Genomic DNA, 18,949 nt, shown 5'->3' with positions numbered 1-18,949 from the left:
TTATATTTTACAGGGCTGCTCACTTTCCAGGCAGCTGCCCAAACCAGCATAGTTGCTTTCAATTCCTCCTGGAAGTACCTCGACAACGGCACCAATCAAGGCACAGCCTGGAGGGCAGCTTCTTTCAGCGACGGAAGCTGGAAGACGGGCAACGGCAAGTTTGGCTACGGAATCAGTGACGCGGCAACGCGGATAAACTTCGGGCCAAATGCCAAAAAGAAGTACATCACCACCTACTTCCGGAAAAGTATCTCCCTGGCTGACCCCTCAATTTACAGCTCCTATACAGCCAAAGTGAAACGCGACGACGGGGTGGTGGTGTATGTAAACGGAACCCAGGTATATCGCAACAACCTGCCTTCCACCGCCATTACCTATACCACACTGGCCACAGAGGCAAATGACAATGGAAGTGTTTCCCAATCTTTTACCATCAACCCTTCTGCCTTTATTAAGGGAACCAATGTAATTGCCGTTGAGGTCCATCAGGCAAAGGCCACCACCCCGGACATGGCTTTTGACCTGGAACTGGTAGGAACCTTAGCTTCTCCGCCCCCTGCCCAGTACACCCTGACAGTGACTACAGCTGGGAGTGGCACGGTCAGCAAGAGCCCCAACCAAACTTCCTATGCCTCCGGCAGCACCGTGAGCCTGACGGCCACACCCGCTTCGGGTTACCAGTTCGCCGGCTGGAGCGGGGATGCCTCAGGCAACACTAACCCGCTGACGGTAACTATGACCGGCAACAAAGCCATTACGGCCAACTTCACCGCAGTTCCGGCACAGTACAGCCTTGCAGTGAGCACGAATGAAGGCGGCACAGTAACGAAAGATCCGGATCAAGCAAGCTATACTGCGGGCACAACAGTGAAGCTGACAGCTACTCCGGCGTCGGAATACCAGTTTTCGGGATGGAGCGGCGACGCCTCTGGAAACATCAATCCGTTGATAGTGACCATGGAGGGAAACAAAGCCATTACGGCCACTTTCACTGCACCTCAGGACCAAACTCCTCCAACAGTTGTTAGCATGAACCGGCAAAGCCCTACGACCGAGACGACCAGTGCCACCTCGCTCACCTACCGCACCACCTTTTCGGAGCAGGTGAAGGGCGTTGACCCAGCGGACTTCACGGCGACGTCCGTATCTGGCACGGTGGAAGGTGCTGTGGGCACAGTTACAGCCGTAGGCACGACAGGCAGCACTTACGATGTGACTGTCAACTCTGTCTCGGGGGAAGGAACTTTACGGCTCGATCTGAAAAGCAGTGGAACGGGCATTACCGATATGGCCGACAACGCCATCAACGGAGGCTATACCAGTGGCCAGAGCTATGTCATCTTTATTCCGGACCAGACGGCTCCCAGTGTAGTTAGCATCAGCCGCCAGGATCCTGGTGAGGAAACCACCAGTGCAGCTTCGGTAGTTTTTCGGGCTACCTTCTCAGAAGAGGTGAGCGGAGTGGATGCGAAAGACTTTACCGTCACGGCCGCCTCCGGCTCAGTGAGCGGCACCTTGGCTACTGGCGCTGTGGTCAGGGCAGGCACCAATGGTACAGCCTACGATGTAACGGTTAGTTCAATCAGCGGCAGCGGCTTGCTGCGGCTAGACCTAAACAACAGCGACACGGGCATTTCGGACAAGACTGGTAACCCTATCAGCGGGGGTTACACCAGCGGGGAGAGCTATAATATAGTGTCTGTCGCTGATCAAACATCCCCTTCTGTGGTGAGCATCAACCGTCAAAACCCTACCTCCGAGACTACCAGTGAAACCACCCTCACCTTCAGGTCCACCTTCTCCGAAGGGGTGACAGGTGTGGATGCAGCAGATTTCGCCGTCACAACCACCGGAACAGCAGCCGGATCTGTTGGCTCTGTTGCGGCAGTAGGTACTAATGGAAGCGCCTATGACGTCACTGTCAGTGCTGTTTCCGGAGAGGGGACTGTTCGTCTGGACCTCAAGAGCAGTGATACGGGTATTACAGACGCAGCCGAAAACGTAATCACGGAGGGCTATACCGGCGGGCAAACCTATACCATTGTTATTGCTGATCAAACACCACCTCATTTGGTCAGCATCAACCGCCAGGACCCCAGCACGGAAACTATCAGTGCCACTTCGGTAACCTTCCGTGCTGATTTTTCAGAGCAGGTAACAGGCGTGGACGCTTCCGACTTTGCGGCTACCACCGTCTCAGGCACAGTTAGCGGCACTTTGCCCGGCAATGCGGTCACCCCGGCAGGCTCGACTGGCACAAACTACTATGTGACCGTCAGCCAGATCAGTGGCAGTGGTACTTTAAGGCTGGATCTGAAGAACAGCGGAACCGAAATTGCCGATGTAGCCGGTAACGCCATCAGTGGGGGCTACACCAACGGGGAAACTTATACCATTGAGCAGGCTTCCCCTCCTCCCCCCACAGAATCCCCCAAGATCTTGTATTATGAGGGGTTTGAGAGCGGGACTGGTTTCTCCGGTATGAATATTCAAACAAGCACTGCTTATGGTTTCAATGTGGTAGGTAACCCAACTTATGAAAAGATAAGGGTAGGACGTTGGGAACTGAGAGCCGGGGATCCACCTGCTTCTAACGGAACACGAGCAGAGGTACTTTTTTCAGAGGCCCTGGCACAGCAGGAAACGTGGCACTCCTTTGTAGGTTATTTCCCTTCAGAGGATAACCTGATCGATACCGACGATGAAGCCTTCAATCAGTGGCACCAGGGAAGCAGCTTCGGGCAGCCTATGATGACGTTCAGAACCGAAAATGGCCGTTTTGAGGTACTTAGGCGGTTGCCTGACGGAAGTAAGAAGGTCTACTACATCCTGGGTTCGATCATCTACGACCAATGGGTGCATTTTGTACTTCACATCAAGCAGCACCTCACAGACGGTATTATGCAGGTCTGGATAAACGGAGAGCTTAAAATGGACTACCATGGCCCTACTATGTTCAACGGTCCGATTGGCAGGTGGAAGATGGGGATTTACAAAAGTAGCTGGAACAACGGAGCCACGACAAATTCTATTAAGCGGGTGTGGTATGTGGATGAGGTCAAAGTTGGCAATGCTGCCTCCACATTTGACAGCATGAAGCCTGTTTCGGGAAACAACATCAGACTCCTAGGCACAAGCACTCAAAGTATCCTGGCGGATATGCCCCCACCAACTGAAGAACAAGCCGAGACTTTTAAAATAAGTCCTACTCTGGCAAAACGAGGCTCTACAGTCACTATCAGAGTAAGTGATGCCACAACAAGTGAAATCCTTGTTTCAGATGTTAGTGGCCGTACCCTCTATACTTCGAAGTTTACAGGCGCTACCACTATAGAGACAACAGACCTACCCAGTGGCATGTACTTCATCAGCTTTTTGGACAAGAAGCATTCCAAAAAGCAAAAGTTCATTGTTACTGATTGATTCCCAAGCCTTGACCAACCTGTTCAGGCTTAACGCTAAGCATTGCCTTTACATTTTTCCTGCTAAAGAATGAAGGAGAGTGTAGCGGCAATGCTTCGTGCTTGAAAATACCGCTTGCTTCGTTTCTCTACTATCAGTTTACATCTGAGCATTACCAATAATGACCCTATAGCAGCGATTAGCCTCTAACCTGCACAAGTTACGGCTCCTCCTACCTGGCCTCGTCAGCTGTTTTGGTGATACCGGCCGAACTGCCTATCTTCAGCGGTCCAACCCAAGAAAACCTGAATTGATGAAGAACCTGCTACCCCTATTATCCCTCCTATTCCTGTTTACCTCCTGCACACAGCAAACACCACAGGCAAGCACCGGCACTGCCCAACAAAGCACGGCAGACCTGGTGCAACAGCAGCCACAGCACCCGATCAGCGCTACGCAACAGGCATTTTATTCCGATCTCAGCAAGCTCTGTGGCAAAAGCTTCAGAGGTACGACCGTATTCCCGACCGATGACAAAGACCCGTTTGCGGGCAAAGAACTGACCATGCACGTACAGGCCTGTTCCGACACGACTATCCGTATCCCTTTCCATGTGGGCGAGGACAAATCCAGAACGTGGATGATACGCCAGATGGAAGAAGGGCTGCAGCTGAAGCACGACCACCGCCACGAGGATGGCACACCCGATGCCGTGACCATGTATGGCGGCATTGCCCTGGCAGCAGACAAGGCCGGCGAAATGCGCTTTCCGGCCGATGCGTACACTACTCAGCTTATACCTGCCGCCGCTACCAACGAGTGGACCCTGGCGCTCAGCCCGGATGGCAAAACGTTTAGCTACATCCTCAAGCGGGACAACCAGCTCCGCTTCCGCGCCGACTTTGACCTGACCAAGCCACTCTAAATACACCTTGTACCTCAAAGCAAAAGAGCTGAAGCTGCAGTAGCTTCGGCTCTTTTGCTTTGAGGCTGGCGGGTAAGTATCAGCTCTTGGTTAATCTTCTCTTCAGCATCTGGTAGTCGAGGTAGTAGAGCACTTTGACGGACAGGCTGTTGGTTTGCGGGCCGGTGATGGTGTTGGTAAAGTTTTCATAATACCGGGGCACGATCCGGTTATTCCCTTCCAGCATCGCATTCTTCCAGACGATGCTGATCTCACTACCCGGGGCAAACCACCAGGAGTACACCATGTCGATGTTGAAGGAGTTGAAGTTCACGTTGTGATTGGGTTTTTCTTCACCGGCATAATATCCTTCCGGGTACGTATCGGCTGCCAGGCTACCGTCCTGCCCCAATAAAAAGAAACGGCTGTATTCTGCCTTGGACCAGTAGTGGCGCGCGCGCAGCGAAACTGACATGCGGTTATTGAAAATATAGGAGCCGCTCAGTGTGTTGGTAACAGTATTCACATCCCGCATCCCGAATATGATCTTGTGTTCCTTCCCTGTTTCTTTCGCTTCGGTAAAGTGGGTGGCATAGCCCATGTCGTCCCGCTTTATGTTGCGGCTGTAGCCATAGGAAAAGGAAAGCTTGTCGTTGACGCGGTAGCGCGGACCAATAAAGAAGTTAAAATTCTCGCGCTCGTGCTCATTAAAATGACGGTAGCTCAGTTCCACATCCAGCGCTAGCTTTTTGCGGTAGTCGGTGGAGACCCAACCGCCGATGTTGGCGTTGGTCGGATAGGTATAGTACCTGCCTCCCACGCGCGGCTCAAAAAAGTCGTAGGTCTTCACGGGTTCCAGGTTGAAGGAGACCCCGGCGTTGAAGAAATTCTTGAAGGTACCATTTGCATTGCCATAGATCATGAAGTTCTGGAAAGCATCGGGCTTATACCTGCGGCTATAGGTGGCACCGAGGTTCGTGTAGAGGTTGAGCATCTTCCAGAACGGCTGGTACACGTTGTAGACAAAGTACAGGTCCTCGTCCATGCTGTTGTTGGTGAAGTTGATCCCCATGTCATTCGGATCATAGGTATCTGTCTTGACAGCATGGGTATAGTTGAACTGGAAGTTGCCGCTTACCTTGCCGAAGCCCACATTGTACATATGTCCCAGCCGGGTATCTTCTGTAAAGTAGCGCTGGCTCAGGGCCGCCTTGCCATTCACCGCATACTTGTTGCTTTTATTGGCAAACCGGAACAGCATACCGGTCAGGTTGGCGTCGTAGGTGCTGCCCTGCCGCATCACGCTGGTGTTGATCAGGGTCACGTAGGAGTTGTTCTTCAGCGACTGGTCAAACACGGCAATGTTGTAGTTGGTCAGCGGCTGTGTTTCTTTCCGGAACCTGTTGCCCAGGCTGTCTTCCAGGACAGCATGCTGCCTTCCGACCACGGCATTGAAGATACCGATCCCCAGGCCCGACTGTGTGCGGCCCGATACTTTCGTACCGTTGAGCATTCTCGTCTCCCGCGGGTTTTCGATGACGGTGTTGCCTAACTTCTTCTCCGCGTCCTCATCCAAGTAGTTGATCGGCTTGCCACCTATGCGCCGCGAATACAGAAAATCGCCCTTGTTGAAGAGCTCGGTGCCTTCCATAAAGAAGGGACGGTTCTCGTTGAACTGCACCTCAAACGGCGACAGGTTGAGCACCTGGTTGTCGGACTGCACCTGGCTGAAATCCGGGATCAGCGTCATGTCCAGCGTGAAGGCATCGTTGATGCCATACTTCACATCCATGCCGCCACTGAAGTTGAAGTTGTCTTTGTAGGAGGTGTGGCCCTGCTCATTCTGGTAAGGATACTTCTCGGCATACCCCGACACATAGGGCGTCAGGGACAGGCGCAACGGAGCTTCCACATTCTGTATACCGGTCAGCTTTCCCCACTGGTTGACGAAGCCATCGATCGCTGGGTCCACGTGGTTCCAGAAGTAGCCCTTGCGCGTCGATTGCCGGTTGCGCATGAAGTTGAGCCCCCAGAGCTGCTCGGGCTTGTTACTGAAGCGCAGCGCCGAATACGGTATTTTCATCTCGGCCACCCAGGTGTTGCCCTGCAGGGTGGCGTTGCTCTCCCACACCGCGTTCCAGCTGAAATCTTCGCCATTGGAGGAGTAACGGGCATCGAGCTGCACCCCGGCAGGCGTCGTAAAGAAGGCAAAACCGTTTAGCTGGTCATTGTAGGTGTCGAAAAAAACGCCGAAAAAGTCCGTGTTGCCTATATCGTCGCGTTTGCCCATTTCCTTGAAGATGCTGTCCTGCGACACGTCGTGCATGATGGCGCCTACATAAATGGCCACATCGTCGTAGAGGATCCTCACCTGGGTGGGGTGTGTCTCTACAGGCCCCGGGTTGGGCCGGTTTTGTATAAAGCCGGTTGCGATCTCAGCCTGTTGCCAGATCGCTTCGTCCAGCACGCCATCTATTTTCAGGGGAGCAGAAATGCGGAGTGCCTGCAATTGCCTGGCTGGCGCAGGGGCAGTCTTCTTGTTATCCTGGGCCCAGGTATAGGAGCTGATCAGGCAACACACCAAGCCCAGAACACAGCGCAACGCAGCAACAGATGCCGGTAAAAGTACTTTCATAGTCATTAATTATAAGCTATAGCTATAGCAGGAAACCCGGAAGATATTGTAATAGATACAGGATCGGGAGCAATGGTTGCTTAGCGGTATAACTATTTTCTGTGAGCGTACTTGTAATGCCGGTCAATGCCTCCCAAATCCGCCTGAAAGGCTGTTAAAACAAAAGCGTCCTACCTGTCGGGCAGGTAGGACGCTTTCACCTCAGCGAAAGGTATAGGCTACAGGTCTTCTTCGCGTACCAGCATCAGTACGGCCGACTGCGGCACGATATAATATTTCTCGTTGAGGTAGTTGATCTCGATGGCATCGCGCTGCAGGTAGATGGCCAGGTCGCCTTCCCTGACCTGCAGGGGCAGGTAGCGGACAGCCTCCTGCTCCTCCTGCTCCAGCGCCTCATCGTCAAACCCATAGTCTGCCGGCATCGGATAGCCAGGGCCTACTTTCATGATGTAGCCTTCCTGCACCTTTTCCTTCTCCTGCACCCCCGGTGGCAGGTATAGCCCGCTCTGGGTCTGCTCCCGGGAAGACTTCGGCTTGATGAGCACCCGGTCGCCTACGATGATGATTTTCTCCAGCTTATTGGTTTCTGAGATTCTCATTGTTAAGGTTTGCATAATTTAAATAGGGTCCGCGGTTACTTTAAAACGCATCGCAGCCTGGATGGATATATCCCGAGTCAGTGGCTTGGCAATGGCTGCTTTGGTGCGTACGGTATAAGTATTTCCTTTGATGTATTTGTCGAGTTTGGCATTGGTAGACTTGAGCGTAATGGAGTTGACGCCCTTGGGCATCTCGTTCAGGTACGCGATCATGGTCTCTTCTCCCTGATCGTTGCTCAGGTAGATCTCAATGCTGCGCAGGAAATCAAAGTTCTCACTCGATGGATCCGAAATGGTCAGTACCAGCTTGTCCAGGCTCACATCTTTGACCAGCTCTGCGCGCGTCTTGTTGTTTTTAAAAGTTTCTTCTGAATTCGTGGCGACAGGTATAGGCGACAAGGGCAGCACGACCCCGACCGGGAAGTTGGATTCGATCTTGATCGTCTCTTCCTGATCGATGTAAAATGTCAGCAGATCGTCTATTTTATCGCAGGCTATACCTGCAAGGGTCAGCAATACCAGCAGTACCGGGAACAATCGTTTCATAAACGGGCTAAGTGTAAGATACTCTTTTTTAAGAATTTGTATAAAAAGCAAAAACAAGGAGAGCAGCTTCAGGACTGCTCTCCTTGTTTGCCTGAATGACTACAAAATTAATAAAAAGGATTGAGAGTAAAGAATCGTTTAATCAGACAGGTCGGCGGCACGTGTCGTATCCGGCCCGTGCTCTTTCCAGCTCATCGGGTAGTTCTTGTCCATCAGCGCCACCGCCTCCTCTGTCAGGTGGAGCGGTTTGAAGGTATCGATCATCACGGCATACTCGTGCGTTTCCTTCTTGCCGATGCTCGCCTCCACGGTGCCCGGGTGCGGACCATGCGGTATACCGCCCGGGTGTACCGTAAACGAAGCCCTGTCTACGCCTTTGCGCGACATAAAGTCTCCGGCCACATAATACAGCACCTCGTCTGAGTCCACATTGGAGTGGTTGTAGGGCGCAGGTATAGATTCCGGATGGTAATCGAACAGACGCGGCACAAAGGAGCAGATCACAAAGTTATGCGCCTCAAAGGTCTGGTGCACCGGAGGCGGCTGGTGAACGCGGCCCGTAATGGGCTCAAAATCATAGATCGAGAAGGCGTACGGATAGAAGTAGCCATCCCAACCGACCACATCAAAAGGGCTGAAGTCGTAGTAGTACTGGTGCAGCATACCGTCCTTCTTGATCTGCACCAGGTGTTCGCCTCCCTCCTGGTATTCGATCAGCTCGTGCGGTGCCCGTATGTCGCGCTCACAGAAAGGCGCATGCTCCAACAACTGCCCGAAGTGGTTGCGGTAGCGGCGGGGCGTCTCGATCGGGCTGAAAGACTCCGTGATGAGCAGGCGCACCGGGCCCTCGTTGAAATGAAACTGATGGATGATGGTACGCGGGATCACGATGTAATCGCCTTCCCGGAACTCCAGCTTGCCCATCTGCGAGAGCAACACCCCGCTGCCCTCGTGCACAAACACCACCTCATCGGCCTGGCCGTTTTTGTAGGTATAGTTCATCCGGCGCTCAGACGGGTTGCAGATACTGATGGCCACGTCATGGTTGAGCAGCATGGTTTTACGGGCGTCCAGGTAATGGGTGCCGGTCGTAGTCTGGTCCAGCGTACGCAGGTGATGGGGCGCCAGCTTGATGCCCTCCGCAACCCTGGGCGCATAAGGTATAGGTTCTGCTATGCGGCTGATGCGCGTGGGCGGGTTGACGTGGTAGAGCAGCGAGGACAGGCCGCTGAAGCCCAGCGTACCGACCAGCTGTTCTGCATACAGGCTGCCATCGGGCTGCCTGAACTGGGTGTGTCTTTTGTGGGGGATAGTGCCTAATTTGTGATAATAAGCCATTCCGTCTCTCTCGTTATAGTGCTCGCATGCTACCCTGCCGGGTAATTTAACTTATACAGGTATCTACCAGGGTATGGTTATGCTCCTCCCTTTGCCAGGCGCTGTGCCTGGCCAAACTGCCTGAGCGCCTGCTGGAATTCTTCATCCTTTTCGTGCAGCACCGGGAAGAAGCCGGCATTGCCGTATACGCTCCGCCCGATAAACGCTTTGAGGTTGTTGCGCAGCATTGCTTCTGAACGCTTGAAATCCGCCTCCTTGTATTCCACCTCTGCCTGTTTTGCCAGGCGGAGCATACCCTGCAGCATCTTATCGTTTACCGTAAAGGTCTTGTTGAAACGGTCGAACGACATTTTCTCGAGCTCCTTGCGGTTGTCATTGTAATAACCCAGCGCATATTCCCGGATCACGTTCTTGCTGTACAACTGGCTCAGAAAATCGGATAGCTCGGTGGTGTCGCGTGCCACAAACACATCGGGCATGATACCGCCGCCGCCGTATACGACCCGGCCTTTGGTTGTTTTATACTTGAGCGAGTCTACGAACAGGGTGCTGTCCGGATGGAAGTACTCGCCGTTCTCGAGGCGGTGCAGCATGTCCTTCTGGTAATCTTCGGTGCCGGCCACATAGGGTTTCTGGATAGAGCGTCCGCTGGGGGTATAGTAGCGCGAAATGGTCAGGCGCAGCTCAGAGCCGTCGTTGAGCGGGATCGGCATCTGCACGAGTCCTTTGCCAAAAGAGCGCCTGCCTACGATCAGGGCGCGGTCGTTGTCCTGCAGGGCGCCAGCCACGATCTCGGATGCCGAGGCGCTGCCTTCGTCCAGTAATACGATCACCGGTCCGCTCTCAAACTCACCCCGGGTGCGGGCAAAAGACTTGGAGTCGTAGCGGGTGCCTTTGCCATCGGTATACACGATCATCTTGTCGCCTGCAATGAACTCATCGGCCATGCGGGTAGCATGGTCCATGTAGCCACCGGGGTTACCGCGCAGGTCCAGGATGAGCTGGCTCATGCCTTTCTTCTTCAGCGCCAGCATTGCCTGCTTAAACTCTTCGAACGTGTTGGCTGAAAAGCGACTCACTTTGATGTAGCCGGTATTGTTGTTGACCATGTAGCTCACATCCACCGACACGGTCGGGATCTTGTTGCGCTGGATGGTAAACTGATGCAGCTTGCTGCTGCCTTTGCGCAGTATACCCAGGTTGACGGTCGTGCCTTTTTGCCCGCGCAGGCGCTTGAATACGCCTTCGTTGTTGATGCCTTTGCCCGCTACTGTTTCGCTGTTTACGGTGATGATCTTGTCGCCTGCCTGTATGCCGGCAGCCTCTGACGGCCCGCCACTCAGCGGCGTAATCACACTGATCGTGTCTTTGAAGATGTTGAATTCCACGCCAATGCCTTCAAAGTCGCCTTCGAGGTAGGAACGTGCCATGGCCAGTTCGTCGGCCGGTATGTAGGAGGTATGCGGATCCAGCTTTTCGAGCATCTTGGTAATGGCGTGGTCCGACAGCTTTTCGATGTCCACCGTGTCCACGTAGTCGCGGTCTATGTAGCTGAGAATGTCACGGAACTTCAGGTATGCCTTGGCTGTGCTCTGCGGATTGTTATCGGAAGGGGAAAAGGTATTGGCGCCGATCAGCACGCCAACGAGCAGTGCCATAGCAATGTAGAGAGGCAACCGCACCTGGAAAAGGGTGTTCCTGGGCTTGCCTTGCACCGGGGTTTCGGGCTCCTCCTGGTTCGTATGCTTGATTTCTTCGTTCATCTCAGTCTGTAAAAACGGTTAAATATAAAGCTAAGTGGTCGCTTTCGTATAGCTTTCTCTTATTATTATCTACTTTTATGTATAGCGGGCCCTTTGGTTTGTATACCTGCCCTCCACCGGGCTTGTTTTCATTTTAACAAAGTAAAGGAGTGGTTTTATTCCATTTTAACAGAATATAATACTTTTACCACTGACTGATGCCCTGCCGATACTGCCTCTGGAAGAGCTAAATACAAATAAATCCATTACCTTTGCAGGCAAATACAAAGCGATAATCCTGCCAGAAAATCTTGCTGATGCAGGAGGGGCAGTGCACTACTATGGGAAGAATTCTGGCGATCGATTACGGAAACAAGCGGGTGGGCCTGGCGGCAACAGACACGCTCCAGATTATCGCCTCACCCCTGGAAACCGTGCATGCGCAGGATGTGTTGGCCTATCTGAAGGACTATACCAACCGGGAAGCCGTGGAAGCCATTGTGGTCGGTATGCCACGTCGCCTGACGGGGGAGGCCACAGACGCTACGCCACATGTGATCGGGTTTGTACGTAAGCTGCAGAAGGAGTTCCCGGGTATACCCGTACACACCGTAGACGAGCGCTTTACTTCCAGCATGGCCCAGAAGGCGATGCTGGCCGGAGGCCTCAAAAAGAAGGACCGCCAGGACAAAGGCACCGTAGACCGTGTAAGCGCCGCTATTATTTTACAGTCGTATCTAGAAAGCAGAAATATATGATTTACCCAATTACCGCCTATGGCGACCCTGTGCTGAAAGAGCCGGCTCAGGATATTCCGCAGGACTACCCGAACTTAAATGAGCTGATCGAGGACATGTTTACGACCATGTACCACGCACATGGTGTAGGCCTGGCTGCCCCGCAGATCAGCAAGGGCATCCGCCTGTTTGTGATCGACTCCGAGCCCATGATGGACGAAGGAGACGAAGGCAAAGGGGTGAAGAAAGCCTTTATCAACCCGGAGATCATTGAAGAAGACGGAGAAGAGTGGGGCTTTGAGGAAGGCTGCCTGAGCATACCGGGTGTACGCGAAGTGGTATACCGCCCGGAGCGCATCGTGATCAACTACTTTGACCAGGACTGGAACGAGCACACCGATACCTACGACGGGATGACGGCGCGCGTGATCCAGCACGAGTACGACCACATAGAAGGCATCCTGTTCACGGACCACCTTTCGGGCCTGAAAAAGCGCCTGATCAAGAACAAACTCAACAAGATAAGCAAAGGCGAAGTGGACGCAGACTACCGCATGAAATTCCCGGCGGTAGCCAGGAAACGCTAAGCGCTATACCTTGCCCAATCATAAAAGCGCCTGCCCCGGAATGGAGGCAGGCGCTTTTGTTTTTTTCTGGTTTTCCTAAAAGGCAGGTTTATAGTAACGAATGTCAAAAACCTATCGGTAGCTCTTTAATCGATCCTACTGAACAACCGGCTCCACCTTACCTTATGGAACAGGCTGGCGTCTGGGTCCAGCGATAGCCAGACAAAGGCCGCTTTGCCCACCACATGATCCTCCGGCACAAAGCCCCAGTAGCGGGAGTCCAGTGAGTTGTGGCGGTTGTCGCCCATCATAAAGTAGTAGTTCTGCTTGAAGGTATAAGCCTTTATTTCTTTGCCGTTCAGGTATAGCCTGCCGTCCCGCACCTGGGCATCTTCGTTGTGTTCATAACGTAGGATGATCGTTTCGTAGAGCGGGAGCGTTTCCGGGGTAATGGCGACCGTGGCGCCTTCTTTGGGGATGTAGAGCGGACCGAAGTTATCCCGGTTCCAGGTATAGCGGGCGGGCATATTCGGGAAAACACCGGGTTCTGCTTCACCCGGCTTTGCCTGCAGCAGCACGGCTTCTTTTATAAAGTCCAGGGAGGCCAGTTCCCGGGCTTTCTGCGGAGTCGTCTGGATCACATATCCTCCCTGCGCCAGGTATACATCCCGCATGTCCCGGTCCAGGAAGAACTTCTCCTGCAGCACTTTATCGGTCGACACAAAATAGGTATACTGCTGTTGCGCCGGGTTTTGGGCAGCCTTGCCGTTGATGTATACCTGCCTGTCCCGGATCTGGATGGAGTCACCGGCAATGCCGATGCAGCGCTTGATATAATGGGTTTTCTGGTCGGCGGGGTGCTGCTCCTCTGCCGGAAAATTAAACACGACGGCATCGTTACGCTTGATTTCTGAGAAGCCCGGCAAACGATAGGAGTCTAGCTGGATGGCATCGGAGTAGGAAGGGATGTTGGTGCCCCAGATGGTCTGGTGGGTGAGCGGCACCTGCAGCGGCGTCATGGGTATACGGGAGCCATAGTGCAGCTTGCTCACAAACAGGTAGTCGCCCACCAGCAGCGACTTCTCCATCGAAGGCGTCGGGATGGCATAGGCTTCAAAAGAAGCCCAGCGGATAAAAGTGGTCACCACCACCGCAAACATAAGGGCGTTGCCCCACTCCCGGAGAGCGCTCTTCTTCGTCGGCTTCCGACCTGCTGTTTTACTCCAGAATTTTAGTTTCATAGTACAATATAGTTAGCGTACTATATGATAACTACCAAGGCATGGGTGAGATTGTGTTCAGGCCAAGGAATTTGCCTAGTGGGCTATCCCTGTTTGCTAAGTAATTGCAGTGTTTTATCGTCTTTCGAGCCCTTGAAATACTTATCCAAAACAGCCTGGAACACGGGATCTGCATTTTCGAGCGAACCAAACAAGGTCATAGAGGATTTCAGCTTCAGGTCGTCCGGGCTTCCCAGAATCTGATTGGCCGTTTTCCCTTCGAGGTGAAGCAGCGCCTTTGAGATCTCGATCAGCCGTTGCCCTAGCACCGGGTGCTGCAGGTATAGCGCGGCTTCTTCCAGGTCCCGGATGGCGTAGTACCTGGCCGTTTCGCTATATCCTAAGCCTTGCAGCTGCGGAAAGATGAACCACATCCAGTGGCTTTGCTTGCGCCCGCTCCTGATCTCCGTCAAAGCCTGCTGAAAGCTGCCGGCCTGAGCGTCTATAAATCGTTGCAGGTTGTTTTCTGTCGTCATCGGTTCTGAGCTTTTATGTCAACGGTTAGCGTAAAAAGCACGTCCTATGTAGCAAAAGAAGGTATGGTTACGGGTTGTTTTGCACACCACAGTTCGTACGCATATACGTTGCTGTATACGCTCTTCCGCTTTGAATCAGACTATCCTTCTGCTCTTTGGACATCTTCTTTATTCTGGGGCTGATCCCCACCGATGAAACGGAGATCGTTCTGGCCCAATCCTCATCGGTGAGCTCATGCCGGTTCAGGTTCTCAATGATCAGGATGTAGAGCGAGGACAGGTAATCGTTCAGGTTCTTGATCTCAAGCGGCACCAGTTCCCGGGTATAGCTGTCATTCTCAATCTGCACATCCGAGTCTATCCGGACGCCGATGGTTTGGAAATTAGGTATACGCTGTGACTTGTTGGCGGAGTCTGTGACAAAGGTATCGAACAGCGTGATCGGGAAATTCCCAATAATGCCACCGTCCACCACGACATCCAGCTGCTGCCTGCCATCCGGCTTTTTGTAGACCGCTCCTGCACTGTCTATCAGCACCGCCTTAAAATATAAAGGTATAGAAACGGATATCCGGACGGCATCCTTCACCTTCATCTTCGGATAATTCTCCTTTGAGAAAACGATTAATTTCTGCTTATTCAGGCAGGTGGCGGTTATGTACAGGTCCTTATACCCTTTTGCGCTGAGTTCTTCGAAAGTAATATCTGCGTTCCCTGTCTTCTCTTCTACTATCTTGGCTGTCCACTCTGTAAACCGATCTCCCCTGTACCAACCGTATCGCTTCGTCATGCGCGCCAAACCGCCTACAAACATGAAGCGGCCGTCGTTAAACTTCCTGAACTGTGTCGAGGCGATCAGGTCTCCTATTTCCTGGGAAGAATAGCCTAGCGAAACCATCATGGCCGTGATGGCTCCTGCCGAGGTTCCGCCTACCTTTTCTATACCTTTCAGTTTATCCTGCCGCTCCAGTTCCTCCAGGACACCTGCATACGCTATTCCCCGGATTCCGGCACCTTCAAAAGCGAGGTTTCGGATCTCGCAGTTTTGTGCGTATGCTTTGACTGAAATGAAGCAAAAGATGAAAGCTAGTCTTAGAAGATGTGCCATAGGTGATTGTGATTGGCTAACGGCCAGTGTAAGAGTAATAGCCGTTTGCTGGCAAATTTCCTATCGAAATGTAATAAGTTAAAGCGGATTAATGCCGTTAAATAAACTGCTAAATCGGCAATTATTTTTATACATTGTTATGCTTATGCGTTTTTATTCCTTTGTCAATTTGTTTCAAAATCTTATAATGCTTTATATCGTCAAAAATTATTTGGGTATTTAGAATCCAGCATATTTTGAAAGTTTTGCTATGTCAAAAATTAACTTCTCAAATGATTCCTGATCCCAAAATCTAGGGTGCATATATCCATGAGCAACGCTATTTCGATTATCTTCAATATCGGTGGGTTCAGATTGCGAGAAATAGGACTTTATTTCAGGTAAAATTTTCACAAATTCAGGCTTTCTAACTTTATTTTCCGCAATTGCTAAATCGATCAATTTAATGCCAACTTTTCGGTATTTCTTTGGGGTTCCATCTGTATTGAATAAATCTCTACCATATTCACTTGTTGTCGATCTAATCATTTCTTCTAGATAAGAATATGCAAAAGGTGTCAGTACCGAATAAGAGTTTGGGAAAGCTAAATACTCTCTTCTAAGTACTTCCCAATCAGGCCACCAATTCCACATATGAGTATAGTTATAAATTTCGTCAAATGCTTCATCCAAATCCATTACATTATTCTTTAATGATCGAGTAAAAGTGAACTTTTGTTTTTTTACACTTAAGCATAACTGCCTGCTAAACGGAACCCTACTCAGCTTATCTGCAGCAAACAACCAATAAACCGAATAACTCCTTCACAATATACAATTTTTCTAATTCTCCGTACACCGCAGGTATGGCTTCCAGACAAATCGCCCTCCTGCTGCTGTTTACCCTCCTGCTGCCGCGTACAGGGTATAGCTGGGGCTTTTTTGCGCACCAGCGCATCAACCGGCTGGCCGTGTTCTCATTGCCGCCCGAGATGGTTGGTTTCTACAAACAGCACATCCGTTACATCACCGAAAATGCCGTCAACCCCGACCGCCGCCGGTATGCTGTAGCAGGCGAAGCATCCCGCCACTACATCGACATCGACGTGTACGGCGACAGCGCCCTCTACAAGATGCCCCGTTACTGGCAACAGGCCGTGGAAAAGTATTCGGAAGATACGCTTATGGCGCACGGCATCGTGCCCTGGCACATCAACCGCATGAAATTCCAGCTCACCCAGGCCTTCAAAGAACGTGACCTGGACCGGATACTGCGGCTTTCGGCTGATATGGGCCATTACATTGCCGATGCCTGCGTGCCGCTGCACACCACTTATAACTACAACGGGCAGCTGACAGGCCAGCGGGGCATACATGCGTTCTGGGAAACGCGCCTGCCCGAAATGCTCTCCGACAACTATGACTTCTTTGTGGGGCAGGCCACCTACATTGAGCAGCCGCAGCTGAAGGCTTGGGAGCTGGTCACTAGTGCGCACCTGGCCCTGGACTCCGTGCTGCGCTTTGAGCGGGAACTTACGCAGGAGTTTGAGGAAGAGAAGAAATACAGTTATGAAGTGCGCGGCAACCTAACGACCAGGGTATATTCCCGGGATTTTTCGCAGGCTTACCATAACAAGCTCAACGGGCAGGTAGAACGGCAGATGCGCCTGGCGATCCATACCATTTCCAGCTATTGGTACACCGCCTGGGTAGACGCCGGCCAACCCGACCTGAAAGCACTGGCCGCCGACATATCCGAAGAAGAGCGCCAGCGCCTGAAGCTGGAAGAAAAGGAATATGAGCTGGGACCCCATAAAGCGAGGGAGGAAGGGGAAACGCTTGCAGAACGCCAGCCGCTATACCTGGGCAGAAACAAGCTGGCGCACCAGTAAGGGCATCGGTATCCGGAACCAGTCAATTGAGTGATTCGCACTTCTCTACAATCCGGATTTGCTACTTGTGCATAGGGTATAAAAATCCCTATCTTGCCAGCTATAAAATCATACCAAATGAACCTGAACTATACACGCAGCAGGCAGTGGCTGTTGTTGCTCCTGGCTGTTATTACCTTCCACGCTTCAGCCCAGACCGCTCCTCCCAAAACAACCGTAGACCTCGCAAAACTGGACGCCTACTACCAGAAGGCCCTGAAAGAGTGGGAGGTGCCGGGTATGGCCATTGCCATTGTGAAAGACGACTCTGTGATATTTGCCAAAGGGTATGGCGTACGCGACCTAAAGGCAGGCGGAGCAGTAGATGCCAACACGGTGTTCGGTATCGCCTCCAATTCCAAAGCGTATACGGCAGCAGCACTGGGTATACTGGTAGACGAAGGCAAGATCAGCTGGAATGACCCGGTAACCAAGCACCTGCCCTACCTGCAGCTTTACAACCCCTACGTGACCCAAAACCTGAACATCAAGGATCTGTTGTCTCACCGGGCCGGCTTCAAGACGTTCAGCGGCGATCTGCTCTGGTACAACACTACCTACAGCCGCCGCGAAATTCTGGAACGTGCCCGCCACCTGAAGCCGGCCTATGGCTTCCGGGATGGCTACGGCTACTCCAACCTGATGTTTATAGCAGCGGGCGAAGTGATCGAAGCTGTATCTGGTCAGACGTGGGAGACCTTTATCAAAGAGCGCTTCTTTACGCCACTTGGCATGAGCCGTTCCTATACCTCTGTAAAAGAGCTGACCGGCAAAGACAACATCGCCTCCCCGCACGGCTTCGACGGAAAGAACAAGCCGTACCCTACCACTTTCACGGCCTGGGACAACTGGAACCCTGCTGCGGGCATTTTTACGAGCGTGAGCCAGCAGGCCCAGTGGATGCGCCTGCAGCTTAACCGGGGTACGTACAAGGGGCAGCGTATCTTCAGCGAAAACGCCAGCCGCACCATGTGGACGGCTCACAACGCACTGCCCATCTCAAAACAGGCCGAGGCAAACGTACCTTCGACACATTTTTCTGCCGCCGGCCTGGGCTGGATGATGACAGACTATGAAGGTCGCAAAGTGATGGCCCATGGCGGTGGCCACGAGGGCATGAACAGCCGCACCGTGCTGGTGCCGGAAGAGAACCTGGGCATTGTGATCCTGACCAACAGCATGAGCAGCATCATGTCGCCTTTGGCAAACTATACCCTGGACCAGTTCCTGGGTGTGCAGAACGGCCGCGACTGGAGCCAGTTTACCTTGGATAACATCGCCAAAGCCCGCAAAGCGCAGGAAGAAGCCCAGGAGAAAACGGGTAAAGAAAAGCCTCGCAAGAGCAAGCCTACCATGGACATGCAGGCGTATGCCGGCACTTACAACAGCCCCCTTTACGGCGATGCCACCATCACCCTACAAAACAAAAAGCTTGTGCTGCAACTGGCTCCGGCACCGGCGCTGGGCGGCACCCTGGCCCACTGGCAGCACGATATCTTCGATTTGGAGTGGAAGAACAACTTTGCGCTGCTGACGCCTACCCGCGTTCGGTTCATCATCGGGCCGGATGGTGCGGTAGCGGAAATGCGCCTCGACTCAGATAACCCGGACTTCCATTTTGATGAGCTGGAGTTCAAAAAGGTTACTCCTTAACCAACCAGGAGTCTGTTAAAACGAAAAGGCCATACCTGCAGGTATGGCCTTTT

Annotated in this window: 15 protein-coding genes; 6 read left to right on the top strand and 9 right to left on the bottom strand. The window is 52.4% G+C overall.

Going from position 1 to position 18,949, the window contains the following annotated elements:
- Both OB13_RS05395 and OB13_RS05390 read left to right on the top strand, forming a co-directional pair.
- Positions 1–3,423: InlB B-repeat-containing protein (locus tag OB13_RS05395; protein WP_461489127.1), on the top strand; the 3,423-nt coding region annotated here is incomplete at its 5' end.
- A gap of 292 nt (positions 3,424–3,715) precedes the next feature.
- Positions 3,716–4,327: a hypothetical protein gene (locus OB13_RS05390; protein WP_461489126.1), complete on the top strand. Its 612-nt coding sequence runs from the start codon at positions 3,716–3,718 to the stop codon at positions 4,325–4,327.
- Between the two features lie 79 nt (positions 4,328–4,406).
- Here the strand turns inward: OB13_RS05390 and OB13_RS05385 are convergent, their stop codons facing one another.
- The 5 genes from OB13_RS05385 to OB13_RS05365 form a co-directional block, all read right to left on the bottom strand.
- Complete coding sequence (locus tag OB13_RS05385) at positions 4,407–6,941, bottom strand: DUF5916 domain-containing protein (protein ID WP_461489125.1); 2,535 nt, start codon at positions 6,939–6,941, stop codon at positions 4,407–4,409.
- A 218-nt stretch (positions 6,942–7,159) separates the two neighbouring features.
- Complete coding sequence (locus OB13_RS05380) at positions 7,160–7,540, bottom strand: co-chaperone GroES (RefSeq protein ID WP_461489124.1); 381 nt, start codon at positions 7,538–7,540, stop codon at positions 7,160–7,162.
- A gap of 18 nt (positions 7,541–7,558) precedes the next feature.
- The gene (locus OB13_RS05375; protein WP_461489123.1) at positions 7,559–8,086 is read right to left on the bottom strand and encodes a hypothetical protein; all 528 of its coding nucleotides are present in this window, start codon (positions 8,084–8,086) and stop codon (positions 7,559–7,561) included.
- 138 nt (positions 8,087–8,224) lie between these two features.
- Positions 8,225–9,424 (bottom strand): homogentisate 1,2-dioxygenase, encoded by a 1,200-nt coding sequence (locus OB13_RS05370; RefSeq protein WP_461489122.1) that lies wholly within the window; start codon positions 9,422–9,424, stop codon positions 8,225–8,227.
- 77 nt (positions 9,425–9,501) lie between these two features.
- Complete coding sequence (locus tag OB13_RS05365) at positions 9,502–11,187, bottom strand: S41 family peptidase (protein ID WP_461489121.1); 1,686 nt, start codon at positions 11,185–11,187, stop codon at positions 9,502–9,504.
- 320 nt (positions 11,188–11,507) lie between these two features.
- Here OB13_RS05365 and ruvX point away from each other — a divergent pair, with 320 nt between their 5' ends.
- Positions 11,508–11,924, top strand: coding sequence for a Holliday junction resolvase RuvX (gene ruvX / locus OB13_RS05360; protein ID WP_461489120.1), 417 nt, complete (start codon positions 11,508–11,510; stop codon positions 11,922–11,924).
- A complete protein-coding gene (def, locus tag OB13_RS05355; RefSeq protein ID WP_461489119.1) occupies positions 11,921–12,490 on the top strand; it encodes a peptide deformylase in 570 nt (189 codons plus the stop codon). The genes ruvX and def overlap by 4 nt, the downstream gene beginning before the upstream one ends.
- A gap of 125 nt (positions 12,491–12,615) precedes the next feature.
- On the opposite strand, the gene lepB is transcribed toward def, so the two are convergent.
- From lepB to OB13_RS05335, 4 genes are all read right to left on the bottom strand, one after another.
- A complete protein-coding gene (lepB, locus tag OB13_RS05350) occupies positions 12,616–13,710 on the bottom strand; it encodes a signal peptidase I (protein WP_461489118.1) in 1,095 nt (364 codons plus the stop codon).
- An 83-nt stretch (positions 13,711–13,793) separates the two neighbouring features.
- Positions 13,794–14,225, bottom strand: coding sequence for a DUF1810 domain-containing protein (locus OB13_RS05345; protein ID WP_461489117.1), 432 nt, complete (start codon positions 14,223–14,225; stop codon positions 13,794–13,796).
- A gap of 67 nt (positions 14,226–14,292) precedes the next feature.
- Positions 14,293–15,333, bottom strand: a complete 1,041-nt coding sequence (locus OB13_RS05340; protein WP_461489116.1) for a patatin-like phospholipase family protein — start codon at positions 15,331–15,333, stop codon at positions 14,293–14,295.
- 219 nt (positions 15,334–15,552) lie between these two features.
- Entirely contained in the window at positions 15,553–16,011 is a 459-nt protein-coding gene (locus OB13_RS05335; RefSeq protein WP_461489115.1) for a hypothetical protein, read from the bottom strand.
- Positions 16,012–16,178: 167 nt separating this feature from the next.
- Here OB13_RS05335 and OB13_RS05330 point away from each other — a divergent pair, with 167 nt between their 5' ends.
- Both OB13_RS05330 and OB13_RS05325 read left to right on the top strand, forming a co-directional pair.
- Positions 16,179–17,204, top strand: a complete 1,026-nt coding sequence (locus OB13_RS05330; RefSeq protein ID WP_461489114.1) for a zinc dependent phospholipase C family protein — start codon at positions 16,179–16,181, stop codon at positions 17,202–17,204.
- Positions 17,205–17,321: 117 nt separating this feature from the next.
- Positions 17,322–18,896 (top strand): serine hydrolase, encoded by a 1,575-nt coding sequence (locus OB13_RS05325; RefSeq protein WP_461489113.1) that lies wholly within the window; start codon positions 17,322–17,324, stop codon positions 18,894–18,896.
- Positions 18,897–18,949 lie beyond the last annotated feature (53 nt).

Source organism: Pontibacter sp. HJ8 (assembly GCF_054824225.1).
This window is presented reverse-complemented; position numbering and strand designations above follow the sequence as displayed.